Here is a 23,545-nt window from a genome sequence, read left to right as displayed (position 1 = left end):
TAATTTTATTGAAGCTTATTAAACGATTTCGGGTCACTCGGCATCATCGTCTGCAATTTTCCGTCCTTTATGATAACGACAACCCCTTTTTTGGCCTTCTCCGCACCCTCAATAAAATAAATGTCTTTGCCATCCACATGTCTATGCATGGAACTTTGGGCGACACGTTCCGCTTGATTCGTAAAATTCTCAAAGCCCTTTACACTAAGCTCGAAATCCGAAGGATCGACGCCGAGCCGCTGAGCCAGAGAGGGTATCCGTTCCGGGTATTTCTCCCAATAATCGGCGAAATGCCGGATTCCCTGATTCGTCCCGTCAGGAAGCACTCCCCACTTGTCGCTGGATGGGCTGTCGAGCATCGACTGTCGCATCTCCGTGTCCACCTTTGTCGCCCCGCCGTCGCCGCCTTTGCCGCCGCTGCCGTCGCCGCCCTTGCCGCCGCTGCCGTCGCCGTCCTTGCCGCCGCTGCCGTCGCCGCCCTTGCCGCCACTGCCGGCTCCGGCTTCCGGCGTATCGTGGCTGCGACCGGCGCCGGGGCCTTGATGGCCGGCATTCGGCGCAAGCGGGTCCTTCGCTTTCTTACCCGCCCCGGTATTCATGACATTGTCGGCGAATCTCTGCAATCGCGCTTGTAGCCATGGGCCAAGCCGGCCAATCGGGATCCGGTTTATAACAAGCTCAGTCCCCAGGGCTATGGCAACGGAAGGTGAGAGCATCCGCTTCGGGTCGCGAATATTCGCCGCTATCTCCTGCCCGCTTCCCGCAACACTGCTAACGGTCAGTGCCATTCCTACCGCAGGCCAGAACTCGACGAAAAGCAGTGCAGTCGCGAAAGCGATCAGCACCACCGCCCCTTGCTCATACCATTCGAGCCGGTCCCACCATCTCTGGAGGTCATCGAACAGACAAGCGAAGCAAGCGTTCTCCGAGCCTGTCGCCCCGAGCGCAGCATCTTTCAAAAACAGAAGGATCGCAAGCAGCCCCGAAGCGACGATTAACGGTTTGTAAAACTTGTATACCGTCTTCCGCAACGACGGCAGAAGCTCTTTCGCTTCGGACCTTCCATACAGCAGGGTAAACCCGAGCTCCTTCCTCTCCCTGTAAAAATGCATCAATACCCCTGCTCTGCCTCTCTCGGTAAAGAGCGCCTTGCCCATTCTCCAAAGCTCGGATAGAGGGTTCAGCACCTTTTCACCCGCCAATAGCGGAAGCTGCTTGACCATCTTGTTCAGCATCCAGTAGTCAAGAATAATGGCGGCCGCCAGCATTAACAGAAACAAAGGTTTGGTCGAAAACCCGCTGCCCAGCAAGCCATGAAACTTCCGCAGCCATTCCGGCATGCCGTATTGGCCGTTGAACATGGCATGGTCCAACGTTCCCCATGCAAAGAAAAACACCGGAATAAAGTGACTATAATGCCCGATTCGTTGAAAAAATCTTACCGCAAACCCGATGGATAACGCAATCATAGACGTATGTACAGCATGACTGACCGTCATGTTCAAGGGGAAATAACTTTCTTTCAAATAACCTGGAAACAAATCGAACAAATTCCAGTGAAGCGTCTGCCCTCCCAGCCACGAATAACCGTATTCAAAAAGGCCCCCTGTCGTCAGCCTGCGGGTTGCTTCCTCCATAAACTGAAATCCCGCCCCCGAAGCCGCCCCAATCAGGGCATAATCACTTAAGCTTAGTGATGAAGCCCGCCGTGACAGAAACAGATAGACCGCCAAGGGAATTAGCTTGAATAACTCCTCGGCAATAGGGGTGAGGATAGCCTGGCTCCAAAATTGCATGGTGGTCACTCCCCCGAGCCAGTCAGTCAGCTCCGTTACAACCAGAGCCGTAAAGGGAGTAACGAAATAAGCTCCGCTCAGGAAAAAAATCATATATTTTTTCCAAGAGATGGTTTTCCCCCGACACAATACCCAGAATTGAATCACGACATAGAACGACCATAAGAACTGAACGGCCATCTTACGGGAATCCGGGAACAAAATCAGGCTCAACACCAGAACGGTGAGCGCCATCCAGCAATAAAGGACGTAGACCTTCCCCAGAACGGGATACTTCTCCATCAGCTTTTGGCCCCATCCGTAGACGGCTTCCAAAGCCGCCCTAATCTCCAGGCGCGCCTTCCTCCACCAGCTCAAAGTGCTTAACGCATCATTCGCCATAAATGCATCTCCCCCATTCTGCTTTTTTTCTTCCAACCGATATGGACAGATATATGTATGTGTTAGTTCAACCGGAAACCGGCTAATTAAACATGCACCGAGGATAGCCCATAGGATAGCACCCCCGCTGTTTAATGTCTTCCTACATTCGCCGCAATTTTCAGCAGCATCTGCTTCGTACTTTTATAAGGAGATAGTCCGTTTGTCCCGGCCCATTTGCTCCGCCTTGCGGCTCCCTTTACAGGGACGACTTTGCTATACTATGGATACTTGCAATCACCGGGAGAACAGCCCGACGGGAGGGTTATCCATGAGATTAGACCGGCTTCTGGCCATTACGATGATTCTTATGAATCGCAAGAAAATTCCGGCCAAGGAATTGGCTCAAATGTTCGAGGTATCCCCGAGAACGATTTATCGGGATATCGAGGCCATTAATCTGGCAGGCATACCTATCGTCAGTTACCCCGGCCTTAACGGCGGAATAGGTATTGTGGAAAGCTTTAAGCTGGATAAGAACGTCTGGACACAGGACGAGCTGGCCTCCATCACGGTTGCTCTACAAAGCGTTTCTTCATCGTATAGAGACGACCAAGCCGCCCGGGCACTGGAGAAAATCAAAACGATGATTCGCGATAACGAATTCGAAAGCTTTGAATCGAAAACCTCCCATTTGTTTATCGATTACAGCCCTTGGGACAAAGATCCGGGATATAAAGAAAGAACCTCTGCTCTCCAGGAGGCCGCCCTTACCTCCAAAGTCATCCGATTTACTTACCGAAGCGCAAACGGAGAAGTCTCCCGACGGGAAGCGGAGCCGCATACCCTTGTTTTCAAGGGGCAGAAATGGTATCTGTACGCCTATTGCCGCACCAGAGAAAATTTCCGCCTCTTCAAAGTTATACGGATGAAAGACATAGAGGTTCTCACCGAAACATTTCGACGCCGGAACGTCCAGCCCGATCAGCTGCCCTGGGAGAAGGAATGGCACGACCCCGCCAATAAAATCCGGCTTATTCTAAAGTTCCAGCCTGAGCTTAGAGGCTTGGCCGAGGAATGGTTCGATCCGTGGTCGCTCCAAGAGACTGAAGAAGGGGCTTTCATCGTGGAAGCCGACTATCCCGAGAGTGACTGGCTGTACGGCTTCATCCTTGGCTTCGGGGATAAAGTGGAGGTGATCGCCCCGGACAAGATTCGCCGGCGAATCCGGGAAACAGCCGCAGGCATAGTGAGTGTATATGAGCATTCCAACTTATCATCCAGGACGATCTCCAAACGTTGACATAACGTTGTCATCATTGCCGGTTAAACTGGAGCTATAGGATCGGTTGCAATAATTGGAGTCCGTAGAAGCTATCTTTAGTCCGATTCTTGAACGCACGGAACTTCGGGGCTCTTTCCCGGGAGCAGAGCCCCTTGGACCGGCATGAAATCCTGTTTTAAACCTAACAACGTTATAAGGAGGAATTAAGAATGAAAGCCAGTTACTGCCAGAGCTGCGGAATGCCCATGGAGGAACAACAAAGGGCCAGGGAAATGGACGGGACCGTCAATGAAGAATTCTGTCTCTATTGCTATGAGAACGGAGAGTTCAAGCAACCGGAACTAACGATGGAGCAAATGATCGAAATCTGCGTCCCTTATATGAAAGAAACCGGCATGCCGGAGCAGCAGGCGCGCGCCATTCTGCAGGAGCAGTTGCCCACCCTGTCGAGATGGAAAGCCGCCGGGGCGTAGGACGCTGGGAAGCTGCAGAAATGGCATCTAAGGTTTTTTTTCGCCATCCTGACGGCTGTACATCTTATATCGGCACAAAGCAAGGCCGCATCCTATCGATTTGGGGTGCGGCCTCAATTTATTTTCTCCGAACATATCCCTATGCTTTCGTTCCGCAAAATACTTTAATTATATTCCGTTAGTCATTAATGAACTTTATATTTTTTCGTATTGACAATCGGGCGGAGCTGTGAGAGAATTCAACCTAACGACCGGTAGGAAGGGAGAGGTTGGCTGTGACTTCGGAACGGATTAAAGAAGCGGCTCTCACTCATTTTGCGAAGGACGGTTACGAAGGGGCGTCGCTAACCAGCATTGCCGCAGATGTGGGGATCAAGAAACCTTCCATTTATGCACATTACAAAGGGAAGGACGATCTTTTTTTAAGCGTCATTGAGGATGTGGCACGCGATGAATTTTTGTTTGTCGTGAATTTTATCGAGTCCTCGGCTGAGGCATCCTTGGGAGATCGGCTGTATTCGCTGCTTGTCCAATATCAGGAGCGATTCGAGCATAACGATAAGTCCCGGTTTTGGCTGAGAACGATCTTCTTCCCCCCCACTCATCTGTATGAGGAAGTAATGGTGTATGTCTACACTTATTTAGATAATCTGGAAGGATTAATGATCCCTATATTTGAAAAAGCTATCCTCGACAGAAACATCCAACCGGTCGGAGCCGAACGGGCCGCTGTCGCTTTCATCGGATTGATGGATAGCGTCCTTGTGGAAATGCTGTATGGCGGCCGCGAAAGATTTGCCAAACGGCTGAATGCTTCCTGGTTTATCTATTGGAAGGCCCTGAATCCCGGGCAGTGACGGTTTAAAGATTTACATTTTTCGTTACCGCCGGATCTGCTGCAACATCACATCATAAGGAGGGAACGGTCCATGAATCGAAATTGGGCTTATGTGCTTATCGCCGGGCTATTCGAAGTCGGCTGGGTAGTCGGTCTTAAGCACGCCAACACTTGGCTGGAATGGGCCGGTACAGCTATAGCTATTATTGTCAGTTTTGGATTATTAATTCTGGCAAGCAAGAGATTGCCCGTCGGAACGGTTTATGCCGTATTTACCGGACTGGGGACTTCAGGAACGGTGTTAATGGAATTTCTCGTATTCGGGGAACCGTTCAAATGGGCGAAAGTTCTGCTCATTCTGCTGTTGTTAACGGGCATTATCGGATTGAAATTAATTACTAAAGAAACGGATGATGCTGAAGAGGGGGCGAAAGTCTGATGAGTTGGCTGTTTCTCATTCTGGCCGGAAGCTTCGAGGTTGTTGGGGTCACCGGAATTAACAAGGTGAATCGCAACCGCAACTGGCAATCGTTTCTTTATTTGATCGGGGGCTTTACTCTCAGCTTCCTGTTCTTGTCGCTCGCGATGAACAGCATTCCCATGGGCACCGCTTATGCGGTCTGGACCGGAATTGGCACGGTAGGCAGCGCCTTGGTCGGAATGTTTATATACGGAGAGTCCAAGAGCGTTCTGCGCATCGTGTTTATCGCAATGGTTCTATCCGCAGCGATCGGGCTGAAGCTGATTTCTTAATAATAAAATCGCAAGGCTCCCTCCAATCGGAAGGGAGCCTTTGGTTTGGTTTCGATGGATCAGTTTTCCCTGCGCAGCTTCCCCAATTCCATAACAATGGCATCCATCTCGCTGACGCTGAAATTGTTCTTGCTCATCACCAGATCATGAATATCGACCAAATCTTCATATTTATTGTAGTCAAAATGGCTGGCCTTAATAGCCGAGCCCGTGGCCACCCTAAGCTTCGATTTAATCGCTTCCAGCATTTGTTCGACCTCGCTGGCTACTTTGTCGCTCATATTCCGCAGTCATCCTTTCCCTTTCGGTATGGTTTCATTGTACCACGCCCAAGCTTAAAAATCGCTACTGAAGTCATTTTTCCAAACCGGGAGATCGTTAATGGCCCGTCATGTTCTGGTATACTGAAAATAAAATTGCCGCGAGGAGGACTTTTCCACGATGATTCATTCCTTTACCATTCAATCCAGACAACGTGACGAGATGCTGGAGATTACAGACCGCATTGAACGCCTGATTCGCGATTCCGGTATTCGGCAAGGGCTTGCCGTCGTTTATTGTCCGCATACGACAGCCGGCATTACCATTAACGAAAATGCGGACCCGGATGTCAAGCATGATGTGCTGCTTCGCCTGGACGAGGTTTATCCCTGGAACCATCCCGGGTATCGTCATATAGAAGGGAATACGGCATCCCATCTTAAGGCTATGACGGTCGGTTCTTCCCAAACCGTCATTATCGACCAGGGAAAACTGCTTCTCGGGCGGTGGCAGGGGATTTATTTTTGCGATTTTGACGGCCCCCGAAGCCGCACCTGCTATGTCAAATTAATGCCGGACCAGGGATAACGCTAGGGCTCCTGGCGAAAAGGCGGCAAATCTGACGCGAAACAATAGAACCCCGCTCTCCGGTTAAGGGAAGGAAAGCGGGGTCACTGCTGTACTGCTGCTGATTTCTGCAAGCACCATGCCGTTAGATCGCTTTTTTCATGCCGGATTTCGGCTCGGCGAGAACAAATCCGACGTAGGTGCCTGCCGCACCGACGAGGAGATGGTAAATGCTTTCGGCCATCTGCAGGTCCATCACTCCAAACAGACTGGGAGAGAAAACTCCCAAAGAGCCGATGATCAAATAAACGATTCCGACGATTTTGGCGTACAGAGCGGCATGGGATTCCTTCTTCGCCGCCCACAGCCCCCAAGCTCCGATCAGGAGATGAATCGCATTATGTACTGCATCGAAGTGGATAAAATTCAGCAATTCTTTGATGAAAAATCCGAAAATCCCCAACAGCAAGAAGACGATCCCGGACCATTTGGCGAATCCTCTTATCACCGACAACTCCTCCTTTGGATTGGTATTTGGCTATCGGTACAAACCTCGACACAGTACAGTTTATGAACAGGCCCGGCCTAAAAATGACTATATCTGCTAAAAATATGGACAAAAAACGGCAAGAAGCCGATTGAATCCGTTGGCAGAAAGCGTCAAACAGCGTTACAAATTGATCAGCAGAAACGCAGGTCTTTTGAAGGAATATAGGCGAAATCCGCAAATGACAAGCAATAGTGCAGGTAAGATTGTTAGTGATTTGGCGATGGAGCGGCTAATTTTCTTATGGAAGAGTAAACCTAACTATTTGCGCATCTTATCTTCCTTGTGATAGATTTACCGGATTCGCCAAAGCACCCGCCCATCACGAACATGGACGTGTTGCAAAAGACGAACAAAAGTACATTAAAATCCGGCCTTTATCTCCAAAAAGGGCAAAAGACGCTCAATTGTGCAGGTCTTTTTGGACAAAATGGCGCAATTTCACAAAATCCGCTTCAAAGACGTGCAGTTTTGCTCTAGATTCAGGCATATCGCGACTTTTTCGTAAAAAGACCTGCAGTTTTGCTCTAGATTCAGGCACGGACGCAGCCTTTCGCGAAAAGACCTGCAGTTGCAAAGCCTGCAGTTTCGCTTTAGATTCAGGCGAGACGTGGCCTTTCGCAAAAAGACCTGCAGTTTCGCTTTAGAATCACGCATCGCACGGATCTTTCACATAAAGACCTGCCCTGATTTACACTATCCGGCGCCAGAGTTCCGCTATCGGTTATCGGGCATCATCCAGTTAATCAGGCAGTTCATCATATTCGCGGTATAATGCTTCCCCTTTGCTAATCGCAGCCTGACCTTGGGTCAGATCCGTCATCCAGTCTACGAAAGAATCCGTCTGCTCCAGAAGGGGAAGGCACAGAAGAGAAACCTTATCGGTAAAATTCGATTCCCCGCGGAGAATGCCTTTCATGTGAAGTTCGTTCTCCACTTTCCCCAGCCAATGATAGTCTATCTCCACATACACTTCCTGGTGCAGCACTTTATATACCGGTCCGCCGGCCTCGATCGCCGCCACCGCTCCGTCCGTGTATGCGCGGATCAGTCCCCCGGCCCCCAGCATGATTCCGCCGAAGTAGCGGGTCACCACGATGGCGGCATTTTTCAGCCCCTGATTTTTGATCACTTCCAGAATAGGCTTTCCGGCCGTTCCGCTAGGCTCCCCATCATCGGATTGCTTCTGATATTCGTCCCGCTCTCCGACTACATATGCCCAGCAATTATGCGTGGCCGACCAATGCTCCTTACGGATGGCCTCTACGAATTGCAGAGCCTCCTCCTCGCTTTGCACCGGTTTGGCGTGGCCGATAAAGCGCGATTTTTTGATCACAATTTCCTTAGCGCCATATTGTTTAACGGTCTTGTATTGAGCAAGCATCAGCCCTGATCCCTCCGTTTCCTCAACTCTTCCTCCGAAAGCTAACGGTATCCCGGCTCCGAGGATTCCTCCCCTGTCCCCGCGCCTTTCTCATAGATCATATAGACAAAAGAGCGACCCATCCCCTGAGTGGAATGAATCGCCCTTCAAGGTCTCCCTATTGGCGAAACCTGTTAAACACCGGATGACCGAAAACCTTTAATTAGCCGTTCAAACGGGCCTCCAGCTCCGCTTTCTCTTTCTCATAGCCCGGTTTGCCGAGCAGAGCGAACATGTTCTTCTTGTAAGCCTCCACTCCCGGCTGGTCGAACGGATTGACGCCGAGCAGGTAGCCGCTGATTCCGCAAGCCTTCTCGAAGAAGTACACCATGTAGCCGAACGTATATGGCGACATATCCGGCAGCGTGACAATCAGATTGGGAACTTGTCCATCGGTATGGGCAAGCATCGTTCCTTCGAAAGCCTTCTTGTTGACGAAATCCATCGTCTTTCCGCTTAGGAAGTTCAAACCGTCCAGATCGTCCTTGTCTGTACCGATCACGATCTCTTCCGGTACTTTAGCCACTTGAATGACGGTTTCAAACAAATTGCGCGTCCCTTCCTGGACGAATTGTCCCATCGAATGCAGGTCGGTCGAGAAGTCGACGGAGGCCGGGTAAATTCCTTTGTAATCCTTACCCTCACTCTCGCCGAACAATTGCTTCCACCATTCGGAAACAAAGTGGAGGGACGGCTCGTAATTGACGAGCAGCTCGATGCCTTTACCTTTGCGGGCCAATATGTTGCGCACGGCAGCGTACTGGTAGCTTTCATTCTCGTTCAAGTCCGGATTGGAGTAAGCCTCCCGGGCATCGGCAGCGCCTTGCATCATGGCATCGATGTCGATTCCGGCTACCGCAATCGGCAGCAAGCCTACGGCAGTCAGTACGGAGTAACGGCCGCCTACATCGTCGGGAATGACGAACGATTCGTAGCCTTCCTCGTCCGCCAGCTTCTTCAATGCGCCGCGGGCCTTGTCCGTTGTGGCATAGATCCGCTTGCGGGCTTCTTCCTTGCCGTACTTCTTCTCCAACAGCTCGCGGAAAATCCGGAAGGCTATAGCCGGCTCCGTCGTCGTTCCGGATTTGGAAATGACGTTGACGGAAATGTCCTTGCCTTCGAGAAGCTGGAGAAGATGAGTGACATAGGTGGAGCTGATGTTGTTGCCTACGAAGTAAACCTCCGGTGTCTTCCGCTTATCCTTCGGCAGCAGATTATAGAAGGAGTGAGACAGCATCTCGATCGCCGCACGCGCACCGAGATAGGAGCCCCCGATTCCGATAACGACGAGCGCATCGGAGTCCGATTGGATTTGCTTGGCCGCTTTATGTATGCGAGCATATTCTTCTTTATCATAATTAACGGGAAGGTCGATCCAGCCCAAATAATCCGAGCCGGCACCGGTTCCCTGATGCAGTTGGTCATGGGCCAAACGAACGGATGCCGCTATATTATCCAACTCATGTCTGCCGAAGAAAGGCAGTGCTTTGCTGTAGTCAAAATGAAGTTTCGAACTCATGGTTATCCTCCTTGTAGTTAGCTCTAAAGCGGATGTATTCATATGCTAAGAATACTGGCTGATGCAAGGAAATGCAAGTTGACGGGCGACGAGGCTATCGGTAAGCTATCCCACATGCATACTGACCTCCGAAAGCCTGCCTGTCAGATACAGTATCTTAAATATCGCTGCAATCCTGCTCTTATAGTTTTCGCAAGACGCCTCTAATGCTAAAATAAAGGCAAATATGCGGAAGAGGTGAACCGGATCATGAAATCAATCGGATTTATCGGCCTGGGAACCATGGGATTTCCTATGGCCTCGAATTTATTGAAGCAAGGCTATCCCCTTACTGTATATAATCGCACGCCTTCCAAAGCGGAGAAGCTGCTGGAAGCGGGGGCCAAGTGGGCCGCCACACCTGCCGAAGCCGCTCGCTCGGCCGATGTTCTCTTCACCAATGTAAGCAACGATCAAGTCCTATTGAAATTGACCTTCGATGAGGATGGAATTATGCAGGGCACCCATCCCGGTCTGACCATGATTGACTGCAGCACCGTTGCCCCGGAAACAAGCCGCCGGATAGAAGCGGAAATGTCTGCGCGCGGGGGCGATTTCCTCGATGCGCCGGTAACCGGCAGCAAGCCGGCCGCGATCGATGGAACTTTGGTATTTATGGTAGGCGGGAAGGAAGAGGTGTTCCGGGAGCATGCCGATCTGTTCGAAACCTTGGGCAGCAAGGCTGTATACATGGGGCCATCCGGTTCCGGCTCTTATACGAAGCTTGCCCACAATACCATCGTCGGCATCAATGCGCTGGCATTGGCTGAAGGAATGGCACTGGCCGCCAAAGCCAATCTAGACCCCGAGAAATTCCTCGGCATCGTCACGTCGGGCGCTGCCAACAGCAGACAAGCCGAGCTGAAAGGGACGAAGATTATAGACCGCAATTTCGACGTACAGTTCTCCCTGCAGCTCATGCTTAAGGATCTGCTGCTGGCCGCCGATCAAACCTCCAAATTTCAACTGCCCCTTCCCCTGCTCCATTCCGCCTCCACGTTATACCAGATGGCCCTGAGCAAAGGACTGGGCGATCAAGACTTGTGCTCGGTCATTCAATGCTATGAGGAATGGATAGGCCGCAGGATCGAAAAAGACAGGTAGAGGAGACAGCCGCTCCTCCCGAAACTTTCCTTCACATATGGATTAACAGGCAGCCGGATTACGGCTGCCTGTTCGGTTTATTTCAATAAAGCTTTAACTTTAGCCGCTACGTTGTCAGCCGTAAAGCCGTATTCCTTCATAATGATGCCGGCTGGAGCCGAAGCGCCGAATTGGTCGATGCATAGCGTATCTCCCTGGTCGCCAATATACTTGTGCCAGCCAAGGGAAGAAGCCATCTCGACAGCTAGGCGGGCTTTGACATCCGGGAGCAGGACGGAATCTTTATACTCCTGGGATTGCTTCTCGAAGAGCTCCCAGCTTGGCATGCTTACGACGCGCACGCCGATTCCTTGTTCGGCCAACTGCTTGCGGGCTTCCATAGCCAGGCTGACCTCCGAACCGGTAGCCAGCAGGATCGCCTGAGGCTTGCCGTCCGGCGCATCCGCCAATACGTAAGCTCCTTTGGACAGATGGTCCTTGGCCAGTTCCGCAGTTCCTTCCAGGTTAGGCACTCCTTGACGGGTAAGAACTAGAGCCACCGGGCCTTCTTTGTTCGCAACCGCATAACGCCAAGCCTGGCTTGTTTCGTTGGCATCCGCCGGACGAAGCACAGTGATTCCCGGCATACAGCGAAGTGCGGCAAGCTGTTCGATAGGCTCATGGGTAGGCCCGTCTTCCCCTACTCCGATACTGTCGTGGGTGAACACGTAGATAACCGGAAGCTTCATCAGTGCAGCCAGACGAATGGCCGGGCGCAAATAATCCGAGAAGACGAAGAACGTTCCGCCGTAAGGCCGGACTCCGCCATGAAGCGCCATTCCGTTAACGGCCGCCCCCATTCCGAACTCGCGAACGCCGTAATAAATATTGCGGCCGCCGTTGTCTGCGGCAGTCATGTTCCCGCTGCATGCGATATGCGTAAATGTCGAACTCTCCAGATCCGCAGAGCCTCCGATCAGCGCAGGCACGTTCTTGGCGATAGCATTCAAGGCGTTCTCCGAAGCTTTGCGGGTGGCAATAGCCTTGTCTTCAGGGGAATACACCGGCAGATCGGCATCCCAGCCTTCCGGCAATTCTCCCTTAACCGCCTGCTCGAATTGAGCCGCCAGCTCCGGATAAGCTTTCTTGTATTCCGCTACCAGCTCGTTCCAAGCTTCTTCCTTCTTGATTCCTTGCTGCTTCATCTCCTCGAAGTGGGCCCGCACTACATCCGGGACGAAGAAATCCTCTTCCTCATGCCATTCATAGACCTTCTTGGTCAACTGCACTTCGTCCTTGCCCAAGAAAGTACCGTGAGCGGCCGAAGTACCGCCTTTGTTAGGACTTCCGAAGCCAATGACCGTCTTCACTTCAATAAGGGTCGGACGATAGTCTGCACGCGCTGCCGCGATCGCCTCATGAATTTCCTCCAGGTTATTGCCGTCCTCAACTCTGAGCACCTGCCAGCCATACCCTTCGAAACGCTGCAGCACATTCTCGGAGAAGGACAGATTCAATTCTCCATCGAGAGAAATATTGTTGGAATCGTACAGAACAATCAATTTGCCCAATTGCAGATGTCCGGCCAACGAAGCGGCTTCGCTGCTGATGCCCTCCATCAAATCCCCGTCTCCGCAAATGACGTAAGTATAATGATCCACAATGCTAAAGTTATCCCGGTTATAGACAGCCGCCATATGCTCCTCAGCCATCGCCATTCCGACTGCCATGGCGATTCCCTGTCCCAGAGGGCCGGTCGTAGCCTCTACTCCGGGAGTATGTCCGTATTCCGGATGCCCCGGAGTCTTGCTTCCCCATTGACGGAAATTCTTCAGATCGTCAATGGACAGATCGTATCCGAACAGATGCAAGAGGCTATATAGCAGCATGGAGCCATGTCCCGCAGACAGCACGAACCGGTCACGGTTGAACCATTCCGGATTGGCGGGATTGTGATTCATAAATTTCGACCACAGCTTGTAAGCCATAGGTGCAGCCCCCATGGGCATACCAGGGTGGCCGGATTGAGCCTTCTCCACCGCATCGATGGAGAGTGTACGAATCGTATTAATCGCTAGTTGTTCCAATTGACTCTTAGTCGTCATAAGTAATCCCCCTACATTGTTATTGCCAGCACTGTCTCCATGACCGCCTGTCATCGCCAGTCCGGATAGGACTGCGGGATTGACTATCACGTAATCGCTGGAAACAGGCTCTTCCCATTCCTTGCTAGTTACAATGACTTTCTTTCCGACAGCGGCTAATCTCTTGAATAAGGTTTCAGAGCCTTACCGCCGTTCAGAGGTGCCGGTTTAATTTTCTCTCTTATCTGTTATCTCCGGTTGATCCAGTTTTCATCGACAATCAGGGATGGCCGATGATCGATTGTCCATTCCCCTTATTGTACCATTCCCTCTTCAACTGTGCCATATTAGCCGGGTAAAATTATCCCTAACTTTCGGCAGGATGCTGTCAGGAAGCGGGTATAACCAAGCGCTTGGAAGGTGACTAGACTAAGTAAATATCATGCTCCGTTATACGGGAAAATCGGCCGGGCATCTTGCCAGGACCGGCCGATTAAAAACGGTATGAGCGCTGAGTATGGTTTTGCTCGCTTTACTGATGAGTTCCCATCTGGCTGCGTATGCGCAGAGCCGGCAGCGGATCGTTGCAGGTCATTAGAGTGGCTCCACAGCCCAATGCGTAATACACTTGCTTGTCGTTGTCAGGACAGTAACACCAGGCCAGCAGGCCCATGGCTTGGAACTCCTCCACTGTCTTCGGGGATAACAGCTCCATACTGATCCCTACCGCCCACATTTTACTGAAGGTTCCGCCCGGCCCCGGGCGGAAATTGGACATCAGTTGTTCCGGGAAGCCCTGCGTTCTCAATTGATAAGTGTCATAGATGTGGGCGATCACATCGGCATCGAAGCAGGTGAATACGCAGCGGGGAAGATACCCGTATTCTTCAAGCATGGCGATTGCCCGGTCAGCCGCCTCTTTAGCGTTGGGACCGCGTTTGATTTCAACGTTCAAGAGGGTCTGCGGATATGCCTGAAGCAGCTCGCACAGCTCTTGCAGAGTCGGAATTTTCAACCCTTCAAATTCGTCTCCGAACCAGCTTCCCGCATCCAGCTCCTTAAGCTCAGCCAGGGAAAAGTCGCTTACCCTCCCGGTGCCGTTCGTCGTCCGGTCGACCGTTTCGTCATGGATCACGACAATTTCCTGATCCCTGGTCAACCGCAGGTCGAACTCCAGCATATCCACTCCTAATCGGATCGCCTGCTCGAAGGCAAGAAGCGTGTTTTCCGGATAAGCCGATTTGTATCCCCGATGCCCAGACACAACGACGGAATTATGATTTTCAACACTTTCTATCATGTATAGTTCCTCTCTTCTCCATTCGGAACGGGATCCGTGCTAGTTGCCGAGAATCCGTTCCGTCTCTTTTTTAAAGGTTGCAAGCGTAGATTCTATATCTTTATTGTCGTACATGATCGCCTGTATGGCGGAGAAAAACTCCTGCTCGACCTGCGGCCAGGCTACGTCTTTATTCGTGTCAATGGCATGCTCAAGCTGTTCGAAGGCCACTTTGCGGTTCGGATTTTCCGCCCAGAGATCCTTGATCTGCTGAGACTCTACCATAGACTTGGTGAAGGGCAGATAGCCGGAATCCAGAATAAACTGCAGGGAACCCTGAGGGTCGGTCATCAGCCAGTGGATGAACTCCCATGCGGCGTCTTTATTTTTGGAAGAGGACAGCATCGCAATGTTAGCCCCGCCCGTAGGAGTCGCATACACTTCGTCCTTCGGCAGGAAGGCCGTCACATAATCGAACTTCGCATTGCTCGAGAAGGTGCCGATCACACCGGTGGACTGGAACATCATCCCGACCTTGCCGTTGACGAACATCTGATTGACGATGTTGCCGGAATCCTGGGCCGGAGGATAATAAAGGGCGCCTGCATTCTGCAGCTCTTTAAGAAACTTGAATACTTTGACCCCTTCCGCTTCAAATCCGGTGGATGTATTGTCATCGTTGAAGAATTTGCCCTTGGCCTGAGTAATCATCGCCATAGGATACCATGTGTCATAAGGCATCGTCAGGCCGTAACGTTCATTCTCACCGCCTCCTTTAATTACCAGGGCTTCGGCGACGGTTTTCAGCTCCTCCCAGGTGCCGGGCACCTCCAGTCCAAGTTCGTCGAGCATCGTTTTGTTCACATGCAGAATCGGGGTGGAGCGGTTTAACGGCAGGGAAACGAGCTGATCGTTAAAGACGGAGTGCCCCATCAAACCGGCGACGAAATCGTCCTGGCTCATGCCCGACTTCTCCAGGTACGGCTTCAGGTCCTCCAGCACATCAGAGTCCGCGAACATCTGAACATAAGCGCGCTCCAGCATGCTGATATCCGGGCCGGTCTTGGCGGCGACGGACTGCTGAAGCTTGGTTACCGTCTCCACATAAGAGCCCTGGTACGTGCCGACCACTTCAATCTTGTCCTGAGATTGGTTGAAGCGGTCGATGGCGGCACTTATGTACTCGCCATTTTTCCCTCCCAGGGAATGCCAGAACTGAACGGTGGTCTTACCTCCGGGAGATTCCGTCTTCGCTTCCGGACTGGGCCCGGATCCTCCATTGTTTTCCTCTGCGGTACCCCCGCCGCAGCCGGCCAGCATAACGGATGACATGGCAGCGGTCAATAAAATAGCGGATAATTTCTTCTTCATTAGAAAATCCCCCTCTTCTCGATTTCTTACTTAATCCCGGAATAAGCAAAGGCCCGGACGATTTGTTTGGAAGCGAACAGATAGACGATCAAGATCGGGACCACCAGCACCACGTTACCGGCCATAATAATATGCCAGTTGCTTATTCCCTCCGTCTCTCTAAGCATGGAGATTCCTATCGTCAGAGGACGGACAGCCGAGGAATCCGTCATCACCAGCGGCCAGAAGTAATCGTTCCAATGGCTGACGAAGCTGAATAGCGCGATAGTGGCCAATGCGGGAATCGACATCGGTATCATAATTTTCCAAATGATTTTAAACTCGCTGGCATTGTCCAGCCTGGCGGACTCGATAAGCTCCTGCGGAATCTGCATGAAATACTGGCGCAGCAGGAAAATGCCGAAAGCATTGGACATAAACGGAATGATTTGCGGCCATAACGTATTGATGATCCCCCAGTCGGCCAGCATCAGATACACGGGGATAAAGGTGACCTGCCCCGGAATCATGAACGCCAGAAGAACGAGCCCGAACAGAAGCTTCTTGCTCTTGAACTCATATTTGGCGAAAGCATAGGCGGCAGGAATCATTACGATGAATTGAATAACGATAATCGAGAACGTGATAACGACCGAGTTTTTAAAGTAAGTAAGGAACGGACCGGCGCTCATCGCATCAGCAAAGTTCTTCCACTGAGGCCAAGCCGGAATCCAGGTGGGCGGAAACGCCATTGTCTCCTCAAACGTCTGCAACGAAGTTGAAATCATCCAAAGAAACGGAAACACAAATATGATCAAAACGATCGCTTTCAATACAAAATTGAGTACTCGCCGGATCAGATGGAGATCAAAGGTCATTGTTCACGCACCTCCTTGTTTGGCATCTTGATCTCATTGATAATGCACCCTCTTGGCCAGCAGCCGGAAATAGACAAAGGTTAGAATCGAAATGAGCACCATCAGGATTACTCCGGTTGCGGAAGCGTATCCGATATTGGTTGTTCTAAATTTATAAATGTAATAGACCAGCGTTGTCGTGGCGTTGTTGGGACCGCCGCCGGTCATGATTCTTACGGTGTCGAATACTTTGAAGGAACCGATTGTCATAATGATCAAAATAAAAAACAGCTGCGGTGATATCAAAGGCAAAGTAATTTTGTAAAAAACTTTATATCTGCTGGCATTGTCCAGCGCGGCCGCCTCATAAATGCTCGGAGAAATACTCTGGAGAGCCGCCAAAATGATTAAGGTGAAGTAACCGATATTGTGCCATACGGAAACGATCATGATGGAGATCATTGCTGTTCCCGAGCTCTGCAGCCATTGGGAAGGCGGGAGACCGACCGCTTTTAAAATAAAGTTAAGCAAGCCGTGACTGGGCTCCATCATCCACATCCAGACCAGGGCAATGGAGACGATGGAAATAATGTGCGGAGTAAAGATCCCGGCTTGCACCAGAGCGTTGAAACGGGTCTTCTTGTTCAGCCATACGGCTATCAGCAGAGACAGAATCATGGTGAAGAAGACGACTCCCAAGGTATAGACGAAAGTATTCCCGACGGATATATAGAAGTCTTCACGGCCCATGATTTGTTTGAAATTATCCAAACCGACGAACACGCTTTTATCTTTGTTGAGCAGATTATATTTATAGAAGCTTAAGTAGATTAAATAAACGACCGGGTACAGAACGAACAGGAATATGCCTGCCATGGCGGGTAGAATCAACAAATACGGGCGGAGCGTCTCCCAGAGTTTGCGTTTATCCATGGCTTAACCCTCTCAGCGCTCTCATATAATCGGTGTAGCGGACATGATCATCATGAATCCGTTTTTCGTCTGCTCCGAATAAATAAATTTTGGAAGCATCCACTCCCAGATGAATTTTCTGGTCAACGGTGAACAGGTCCTCGGTGCATTTCACCATATAGGAATGTTCCTCCGCCCTGACTTGATAGATCGTTTCCGAACCCAGCATTTCCCTCGTTGCAATAACCCCGTTAATGGAAAAATGAAAGTCCCCGGGCTGCTCGGACAATACCGCACTTTCCGGACGAAAGGCGAACTTGACCCCATCGATGCCCAGATCGCCTACATTCATTGGGGGTGAGCCGATAAACTGGGCGACGAATAAATTGCTGGGCTCGCGGTAGATAACATCCGGCGGCGCCTCTTGCTGAATTTCCCCCTGATTCATCAGAACGATAGTGTCCGCCATGGACATAGCCTCCACCTGATCGTGGGTAACGAAGACGAAGGTGGAACCCAGCTTCTTATGCATCTCGATCAGCTCCAGACGCATCTGCACCCGCAGCTTGGCATCCAGATTGGAGAGTGGTTCATCCATCAGGAACACGGAAGGCTTCTTGACCATGGCGCGGGCTAGAGCTACGCGCTGGCGCTGCCCGCCTGATAAGGTGGACGGCTTGCGGTCAAGATAATTCTGCAATCCGACCGTCGCGCTGATGCTCTCCACCAAGCGCGTCCTTTCTTCCTTGCCGACTTTATTATTTTTTAAACCAAACTCGATATTTTCCCGTACGGACATCGTCGGATAGATCGCATAGTTTTGAAATACCATCGCCACCCCTCGCTTGCCGGGGGCTATGCTGGTGACATCCTTGCCGTCGATGAGCACTTTTCCGGATGTCTGGGGGTCAAGTCCGGCAATCATTCTAAGCAGAGTCGTTTTCCCGCAGCCTGACGGGCCGACCAGGACAGTGAATTTCCCGTCTTCGATTGTTAAATTCAGATTGTCGATGATGACATGCTTATCAAACGATTTCGTAACCTGCACAAATTCAATAGATGCCAAGAGCCATCTTCCTTTCCAAATCAACCTCTCTTAGTACTTCTCTGTTCGTTCTTATCCGTTAACCTACTGCCGGCTTCAACCCGCTCCTAACAATAACCATTCAAATTTAATGCATCACTGCATTGACAGCGCTTTCCACAAAACCATGCAACGATCTATCCATCACCTCCTCCAAAAAAGTCTGCGTATATCTCCTTAACGATTACGAACAAACAAGGATAAACGGCTATCGCCTTCCTTGGGACGGGCGCGTTTACCGATGAAATATGAGAACAAGTATAAGGCGAAACTTATACTTTCTTATATTTTATAAAAAGACAACGAGAGAGTTTGGCAAATCTAAAAGTGCATATACGCTCATTTATACGCAGAAAGTCGTTTTAAATCATTCATGCTATAAAAATCTTTCGAAAAACCTTGCTGCTACTGAGCATGATTGTAACATCACCGGTTATCTCTTCTATATTTCTCCAAGGGAAAAGCCAGTGGTTACCAAATTCTCAGTCCGATTTAAGCTTTATAGAACATTTACAAGCAAATTATTACTTAAATATGGCTACATACGGTTCATTTTTGCTTGTTTTGTTCATAAGTTAACGCAGAAAATGATTTATGTCAATAAGAAATTGATATTCCTTCCGTTAAAAATCTGTAAACCGAGTGATATTACGGGTTTTCATAATCATTTTCAAAAGAAATACAGCGCTTTCAGTAAATGCTCAAAAAAACATTAATGCAGTAGCTCGCTTATCATTTTCTGTTGATTTTAAATAATTGCTATGATTTGGCAGCGGTCACCCTTTCGTAATTTACCTTTTACTTTTAAATAGTCATGTTTTATTTTAATATATTATCGTTTATTGTCAATAATTATCGATTGGCGTTTGGTTTTATGAGGGGAAATGCCGGTTTTCGAAAGTAAAAGAAGAAGCTATTCTTCAGGTGTTCCTTCCCTATTTGCGGGTACAAAAAAAAGAACAGAGCCCCCGGTTTCCCAAGGCCTTCTGTTCTTCTCATCTGATATTTACAAAATATTAATTAAAGACTACCGTCTTGTTCTGATGAACCAAAATCCGATCCTCGACGTGCCATGAAACGGCCCGCGCCAGCACGATCCTCTCAATGTGGCGGCCTATGCGCTTCAAACTTTCCACATCATCCCGATGGCTTACCCGTTGGACATCCTGCTCGATAATAGGACCTCCGTCCAATTCCTCGGTTACATAATGTGCGGTAGCTCCAATAATTTTGACCCCCCGTTCATAAGCCTGGGCATAAGGCTTTCCTCCGACGAAAGCCGGGAGGAAGGAATGGTGGATATTGATTACTCTATTCGGATATTGCTCAATGAACACTGGAGACAAAATCTGCATGTAGCGCGCCAGAACGATCGTATCCGCTTGATCGCCGATCACCTCGAGCTGCTTTCGTTCCGCTTCCGGTTTGGTATCCGCGGTGACCGGAATATGATGATACGGGATGTCGAACGATTCGACCAATTCCCTCATATCCGGGTGATTGCTGATCACCATCGCTATTTCCGCATCCAGATCCCCGGCCTGCCATTGCCACAGCAGCTCCAGAAGACAATGGTCTTCCTTGGAGACGAAGATGGCCAATCTCTTCTTCCTGCTTGCGCAATGAATGCTCCAGTTCATCTGGAACTTCTCGGCCACGACCTCCTGGAAATCCACTTCCAGAGGCTCAAGTCTGCGCTCCAGATCGTTCAAGTCAAATTCAATGCGGATGAAAAACATGCCGCCTGCAGGGTCCATCGTATATTGATCCGACTGAACGATATTGGCGCCATGCTCATGCAAAAAACGGGAAACCGCAGCGACGATTCCCGGCTGATCCGGACAGGAAATCAGCATTCTCGCACGATTCTCATTCTGTTGGGTTAATTTCTTACGCTGCGCGTTAGTGACTACTCGATTCATCTTCTATCCTCCACATTCTTGTTGCACTGTTCCTTAGCTAACGGGAATGAATAGATTCAATTCCCGTCAGAATACAAGCTTATTCAAGCCAGCTGCAATACGCTCTTGGCGGCAAACCAGCCCGTCAGCCGATGATTGATCTGCTCCTCATTCAGCTCGGGGAACAGATTTTCGGCGACTACCATATCGTATAAACGCTCCATGGGCTCTCTTTTATCCTCTTTTTTCGCTTTGGCATCATTCTTCAGAAGATCCCATACTCCCAACACATATTTGCGGGAGTCCAGGTCTTGCTTGGTGAAGAAATGGTTGAGCCTGTCCACATCCTCAAGATACTCCGATCCCAGGCGTTCTTCCGCATTTCCGCGAAGAATGGCAATCTCGGCCTCATACATCGGCCGCTCTCCTTGATCCGTCTTGCCCCCGATCCAAGGAGTTTCGAGAATCATCGGCAGATGCTTCAGCTTCTCATGATTGACAACCGAGCTGATCGTTTCGAACCCAAGGTATCCCGATCCGACAGGAGCATGGCGGTCCTTGCCCGCTCCCCGCGGATTCTTGCTGTCGTTCAGATGGACGACGGCTAGCCTGTCCAATCCGATCACCCGATCGAACTCCTCCAGCACTCCGTCCAAATCATTGACTATATCATATCCGGCATCATGAATATGGCAGGTGTCCAGACAGATCGTCAATTGATCATTGTCCTCCACTTTATCGATAATGGCCGCCAGCTCCTCGAACGAACGACCGACTTCCGTACCCTTGCCGGCCATCGTCTCCAGAGCTATTTTAACCTCCGTATCTTTAACCCCTTTAAGAACCTCGTTAAGCCCTTCGGCAATTCTAGCAATTCCGTATTCGGCATCTTTATCGGTATAGGCTCCGGGATGGAGCACTATATTACGAACGCCCAAATAGTGAGTCCTCTTAATCTCCTCCTGGAGAAACCGGACCGCCAGCTCATAAGTGCTCTCCTTGTAGGAGCCCAAATTGATAATATAGGGTGCATGAACGACAATTTCCGGGATGCCGTGCTGTTTCATCACTTCCAAGCCTTCGGAAACATACATTTCCTCAATTGGCTTTCTTCTCGTATTCTGAGGTGCCCCGGTGTAAATCATAAACGAGCTGGACCCGTATGATACGGCTTCTTCCGCCGCACACAAAAGCCCTTTAGGCGAACAGGAAACGTGTGAACCTATTTTTAACATCGGCCTCTCCCTCACTCATTATAAAAATGAATCCTTCCTGCTATTTTACTAATAAACTCGAAATAAATCCAGAAATGCGGTATAATTTCCTTATAATCACTAACTAATCCAAGAACGAACAAGGCTGTATAACGAGGTGAAGATGTGTGCTCTTCCAATGGACACTTATTATTTGGGGATTTGCTCTCCTTGCGTTCATGAGCGTCGGCGGTTTTTTTATGTTCCGCAAATTTATGAAGGTGCTGCCCAAGAACGACGGAATGTCTAAACTGGACTGGCAGAATCATTATGTTGAGGCCTCCCGCCATCTATGGACGGAAGAGAGCAAGGCTTTTCTGGATAAGCTCGTCCAACCGGTGCCAAGCCCATTCAGAGACATAGCCAGACACTCCATTGCCGCGAAGATCGGGCAGGTCGCGCTGGAAAGCGGAGCGAATGAAGTCACCCGCGAGCATTGTATAGAAGGATATATTCTCGCTACGCCAAGAAGGGACTACAAAGCACTTGTTACCTTCCTGGAGAAGCAGAACATCGATTATACCCCCTTCCGCCATTTGCTGCACGGCAAATGATCGCGAAGGTGATTCCCAAAATAAATATAGGGCCGGAACTCTTGATGGTTCCCGGCCCTTGTTTTTTGGTTAGTTCTGCTGGTGGGGAATAGAAGACTACCCGCTAAAGAAAATGCACCCCCGTTTCAATAACACGAAGGTCCCGTAGCTGCGCTTGCTATAAATGAATCCGCCGATCGAAACCTCTATCATTTGCGAACGTCTTCCAATCGGAAGGCTCAATGAACGATGCCGCTTTTACAAGGAACTCGGGATGACCCGGATCTCTTGGTATAGAGCGGGAAGCTTGAGATAGCTGCGATTGAATGTAAATATACGCCGAATCCGATAGGTAAGCAGGACGACCGCCGTGGTCGCTTCATGCAGGGAATAGCGGAGCTCCGGACATTGAATCAGAAATTGCTTCGCCTCCTTCTCAATCTGCGGGTTGCCCGAGATAAGCAGCAATCTTCCGGATTGAACGGAACGGTCAATGATATCAAGAAAATATTCGGCATGGGAATACCCGTAGTTATCACGCAGCCATTCGTGCAGATCAAAGATATTTTGGCTGGTCGTTACGAAGGGGCGATCCATGTCCTCCATATCCATAATGAAAGATCTCGCTTTCCCATAGTGGGGATGGTCCGGATTCATATATGCCGCCAGGGCGCTCTCATCCAAAAAAACAGATTTCTGGTAATCCCAGTTTTCACTGTCTCTCATCTTCTTCCTCCTCCATTCCCGATCCATGCACAGCCGCGACTCCAAGTCCGAAATCCGTACGGCGAGTCATACCATCCAAGCATAATAACGGATTTCTTCGTTTCTGTTCCTCGGTCACATGGATGTTCCCCCCGCCCTGACTCTCGTTCAGCAAATTATGGATCGCCCGGTTGATCAAAGCCTGCACAGTTGTCCGCTCCCGCGCAGCTTTGTTCTTCAAACGCTCGAAATCCTGCGGATCAAGCTCAATGGAGGCATCTTCCTCCTGACCATCCGATCCCGGCTTGTCCGCTACCAGATGGGATGCCGACCGTTTTACTTTGTCCAGTTGGTTCTCCACGTATTTTTTAAATTTATCCATTATTTCAATTCCTTTGCGTGTTTAATTTTTTTGCGAATGCCGCATTATGAATCTTCGAAAAGTCAAATAATCAGTTTCAACCGTGCGGAAATCGGAAACCCTACTTGTCGGAGTCTCTCTCTCACTTCACCTGCTAGTAGGGCATTAAAAAAACTTGATAAGTTCCTAGACTTCTGGATTAAAACCTGGTCGAGTAGGCGGGGCCTTTCCTTCGAGGATTGTGCCCCTTACCCCTCACAGATCCGTACGTGCGCAATTAAC

General features: G+C 50.0%; 23 protein-coding genes. 8 read left to right on the top strand and 15 right to left on the bottom strand.

The features are described 5' to 3' along the window. Nucleotides 1-5 precede the first annotated feature (5 nt). Nucleotides 6-2,177, bottom strand: coding sequence for a PrsW family glutamic-type intramembrane protease (locus FS806_RS18125; protein WP_144939454.1), 2,172 nt, complete (start codon nt 2,175-2,177; stop codon nt 6-8). A gap of 310 nt (nt 2,178-2,487) precedes the next feature. Here FS806_RS18125 and FS806_RS18120 point away from each other — a divergent pair, with 310 nt between their 5' ends. From FS806_RS18120 to FS806_RS18100, 5 genes are all read left to right on the top strand, one after another. Next, entirely contained in the window at nt 2,488-3,459 is a 972-nt protein-coding gene (locus tag FS806_RS18120; protein WP_144939452.1) for a helix-turn-helix transcriptional regulator, read from the top strand. Nucleotides 3,460-3,650: 191 nt separating this feature from the next. Beyond that, nucleotides 3,651-3,914, top strand: coding sequence for a zinc ribbon domain-containing protein (locus FS806_RS18115; RefSeq protein WP_144939450.1), 264 nt, complete (start codon nt 3,651-3,653; stop codon nt 3,912-3,914). Nucleotides 3,915-4,189: 275 nt separating this feature from the next. Next, nucleotides 4,190-4,771, top strand: coding sequence for a TetR/AcrR family transcriptional regulator (locus tag FS806_RS18110; RefSeq protein WP_144939485.1), 582 nt, complete (start codon nt 4,190-4,192; stop codon nt 4,769-4,771). A 72-nt stretch (nt 4,772-4,843) separates the two neighbouring features. Next, nucleotides 4,844-5,191: a DMT family transporter gene (locus tag FS806_RS18105; RefSeq protein ID WP_144939448.1), complete on the top strand. Its 348-nt coding sequence runs from the start codon at nt 4,844-4,846 to the stop codon at nt 5,189-5,191. Continuing rightward, nucleotides 5,191-5,505, top strand: a complete 315-nt coding sequence (locus tag FS806_RS18100) for a DMT family transporter (RefSeq protein WP_144939446.1) — start codon at nt 5,191-5,193, stop codon at nt 5,503-5,505. Before FS806_RS18105 ends, FS806_RS18100 begins: the two co-directional genes overlap by 1 nt. 59 nt (nt 5,506-5,564) lie before the next feature. Here the strand turns inward: FS806_RS18100 and FS806_RS18095 are convergent, their stop codons facing one another. Beyond that, nucleotides 5,565-5,786: a DUF1128 domain-containing protein gene (locus FS806_RS18095; RefSeq protein ID WP_144939444.1), complete on the bottom strand. Its 222-nt coding sequence runs from the start codon at nt 5,784-5,786 to the stop codon at nt 5,565-5,567. A gap of 160 nt (nt 5,787-5,946) precedes the next feature. On the opposite strand from FS806_RS18095, the gene FS806_RS18090 reads away from it, so the two are divergent. After that, nucleotides 5,947-6,354: a secondary thiamine-phosphate synthase enzyme YjbQ gene (locus FS806_RS18090; protein ID WP_144939442.1), complete on the top strand. Its 408-nt coding sequence runs from the start codon at nt 5,947-5,949 to the stop codon at nt 6,352-6,354. A 124-nt stretch (nt 6,355-6,478) separates the two neighbouring features. Here the strand turns inward: FS806_RS18090 and FS806_RS18085 are convergent, their stop codons facing one another. The 3 genes from FS806_RS18085 to FS806_RS18075 form a co-directional block, all read right to left on the bottom strand. Next, the gene (locus tag FS806_RS18085; protein WP_260982155.1) at nt 6,479-6,841 is read right to left on the bottom strand and encodes a DUF4383 domain-containing protein; all 363 of its coding nucleotides are present in this window, start codon (nt 6,839-6,841) and stop codon (nt 6,479-6,481) included. Nucleotides 6,842-7,622: 781 nt separating this feature from the next. After that, nucleotides 7,623-8,264 carry a YigZ family protein gene (locus FS806_RS18080; protein WP_144939438.1) on the bottom strand — a complete coding sequence of 214 codons (642 nt, stop codon included), beginning with the start codon at nt 8,262-8,264 and terminating at the stop codon, nt 7,623-7,625. A gap of 202 nt (nt 8,265-8,466) precedes the next feature. Beyond that, nucleotides 8,467-9,822 carry a glucose-6-phosphate isomerase gene (locus tag FS806_RS18075; protein WP_144939436.1) on the bottom strand — a complete coding sequence of 452 codons (1,356 nt, stop codon included), beginning with the start codon at nt 9,820-9,822 and terminating at the stop codon, nt 8,467-8,469. 249 nt (nt 9,823-10,071) lie between these two features. Between FS806_RS18075 and FS806_RS18070 the strand changes: the two genes are divergently transcribed. Continuing rightward, nucleotides 10,072-10,965, top strand: coding sequence for an NAD(P)-dependent oxidoreductase (locus FS806_RS18070; protein WP_144939434.1), 894 nt, complete (start codon nt 10,072-10,074; stop codon nt 10,963-10,965). Nucleotides 10,966-11,042: 77 nt separating this feature from the next. On the opposite strand, the gene tkt is transcribed toward FS806_RS18070, so the two are convergent. The 8 genes from tkt to FS806_RS18030 form a co-directional block, all read right to left on the bottom strand. Next, complete coding sequence (gene tkt, locus FS806_RS18065) at nt 11,043-13,049, bottom strand: transketolase (RefSeq protein WP_144939432.1); 2,007 nt, start codon at nt 13,047-13,049, stop codon at nt 11,043-11,045. A gap of 511 nt (nt 13,050-13,560) precedes the next feature. Beyond that, the gene (locus FS806_RS18060) at nt 13,561-14,328 is read right to left on the bottom strand and encodes a glycerophosphodiester phosphodiesterase family protein (RefSeq protein ID WP_144939430.1); all 768 of its coding nucleotides are present in this window, start codon (nt 14,326-14,328) and stop codon (nt 13,561-13,563) included. A gap of 39 nt (nt 14,329-14,367) precedes the next feature. Further along, nucleotides 14,368-15,678, bottom strand: coding sequence for an ABC transporter substrate-binding protein (locus tag FS806_RS18055; protein WP_144939428.1), 1,311 nt, complete (start codon nt 15,676-15,678; stop codon nt 14,368-14,370). A gap of 26 nt (nt 15,679-15,704) precedes the next feature. After that, nucleotides 15,705-16,535, bottom strand: coding sequence for a carbohydrate ABC transporter permease (locus FS806_RS18050; RefSeq protein ID WP_144939426.1), 831 nt, complete (start codon nt 16,533-16,535; stop codon nt 15,705-15,707). A gap of 33 nt (nt 16,536-16,568) precedes the next feature. Next, entirely contained in the window at nt 16,569-17,447 is an 879-nt protein-coding gene (locus FS806_RS18045) for a carbohydrate ABC transporter permease (protein WP_144939424.1), read from the bottom strand. Next, nucleotides 17,440-18,492 carry an ABC transporter ATP-binding protein gene (locus FS806_RS18040; RefSeq protein ID WP_144939422.1) on the bottom strand — a complete coding sequence of 351 codons (1,053 nt, stop codon included), beginning with the start codon at nt 18,490-18,492 and terminating at the stop codon, nt 17,440-17,442. Before FS806_RS18040 ends, FS806_RS18045 begins: the two co-directional genes overlap by 8 nt. 1,034 nt (nt 18,493-19,526) lie before the next feature. Further along, on the bottom strand, nt 19,527-20,432 hold the full coding sequence (purU, locus tag FS806_RS18035; RefSeq protein ID WP_144939420.1) for a formyltetrahydrofolate deformylase: 906 nt from the start codon (nt 20,430-20,432) through the stop codon (nt 19,527-19,529). 83 nt (nt 20,433-20,515) lie between these two features. Continuing rightward, a complete protein-coding gene (locus tag FS806_RS18030) occupies nt 20,516-21,646 on the bottom strand; it encodes a deoxyribonuclease IV (protein WP_144939418.1) in 1,131 nt (376 codons plus the stop codon). A 146-nt stretch (nt 21,647-21,792) separates the two neighbouring features. On the opposite strand from FS806_RS18030, the gene FS806_RS18025 reads away from it, so the two are divergent. Continuing rightward, nucleotides 21,793-22,218 carry a DUF2621 family protein gene (locus FS806_RS18025; RefSeq protein WP_144939416.1) on the top strand — a complete coding sequence of 142 codons (426 nt, stop codon included), beginning with the start codon at nt 21,793-21,795 and terminating at the stop codon, nt 22,216-22,218. A 237-nt stretch (nt 22,219-22,455) separates the two neighbouring features. Here the strand turns inward: FS806_RS18025 and FS806_RS18020 are convergent, their stop codons facing one another. Together FS806_RS18020 and FS806_RS18015 are read right to left on the bottom strand one after the other, a co-directional pair. Then, entirely contained in the window at nt 22,456-22,923 is a 468-nt protein-coding gene (locus FS806_RS18020) for a hypothetical protein (protein WP_144939414.1), read from the bottom strand. Beyond that, on the bottom strand, nt 22,910-23,284 hold the full coding sequence (locus FS806_RS18015; protein ID WP_144939412.1) for a hypothetical protein: 375 nt from the start codon (nt 23,282-23,284) through the stop codon (nt 22,910-22,912). Before FS806_RS18015 ends, FS806_RS18020 begins: the two co-directional genes overlap by 14 nt. Nucleotides 23,285-23,545: the final 261 nt, after the last annotated feature.

The sequence above is a fragment of the Paenibacillus sp. 32O-W genome (genome assembly GCF_007679495.1).
GTDB classification, from domain to species: Bacteria; Bacillota; Bacilli; order Paenibacillales; family NBRC-103111; genus Paenibacillus_L; species Paenibacillus_L residui.
The sequence above is the reverse complement of the archived record's forward strand: the minus strand, read 5'-3'. Positions and strand labels throughout refer to the sequence as shown.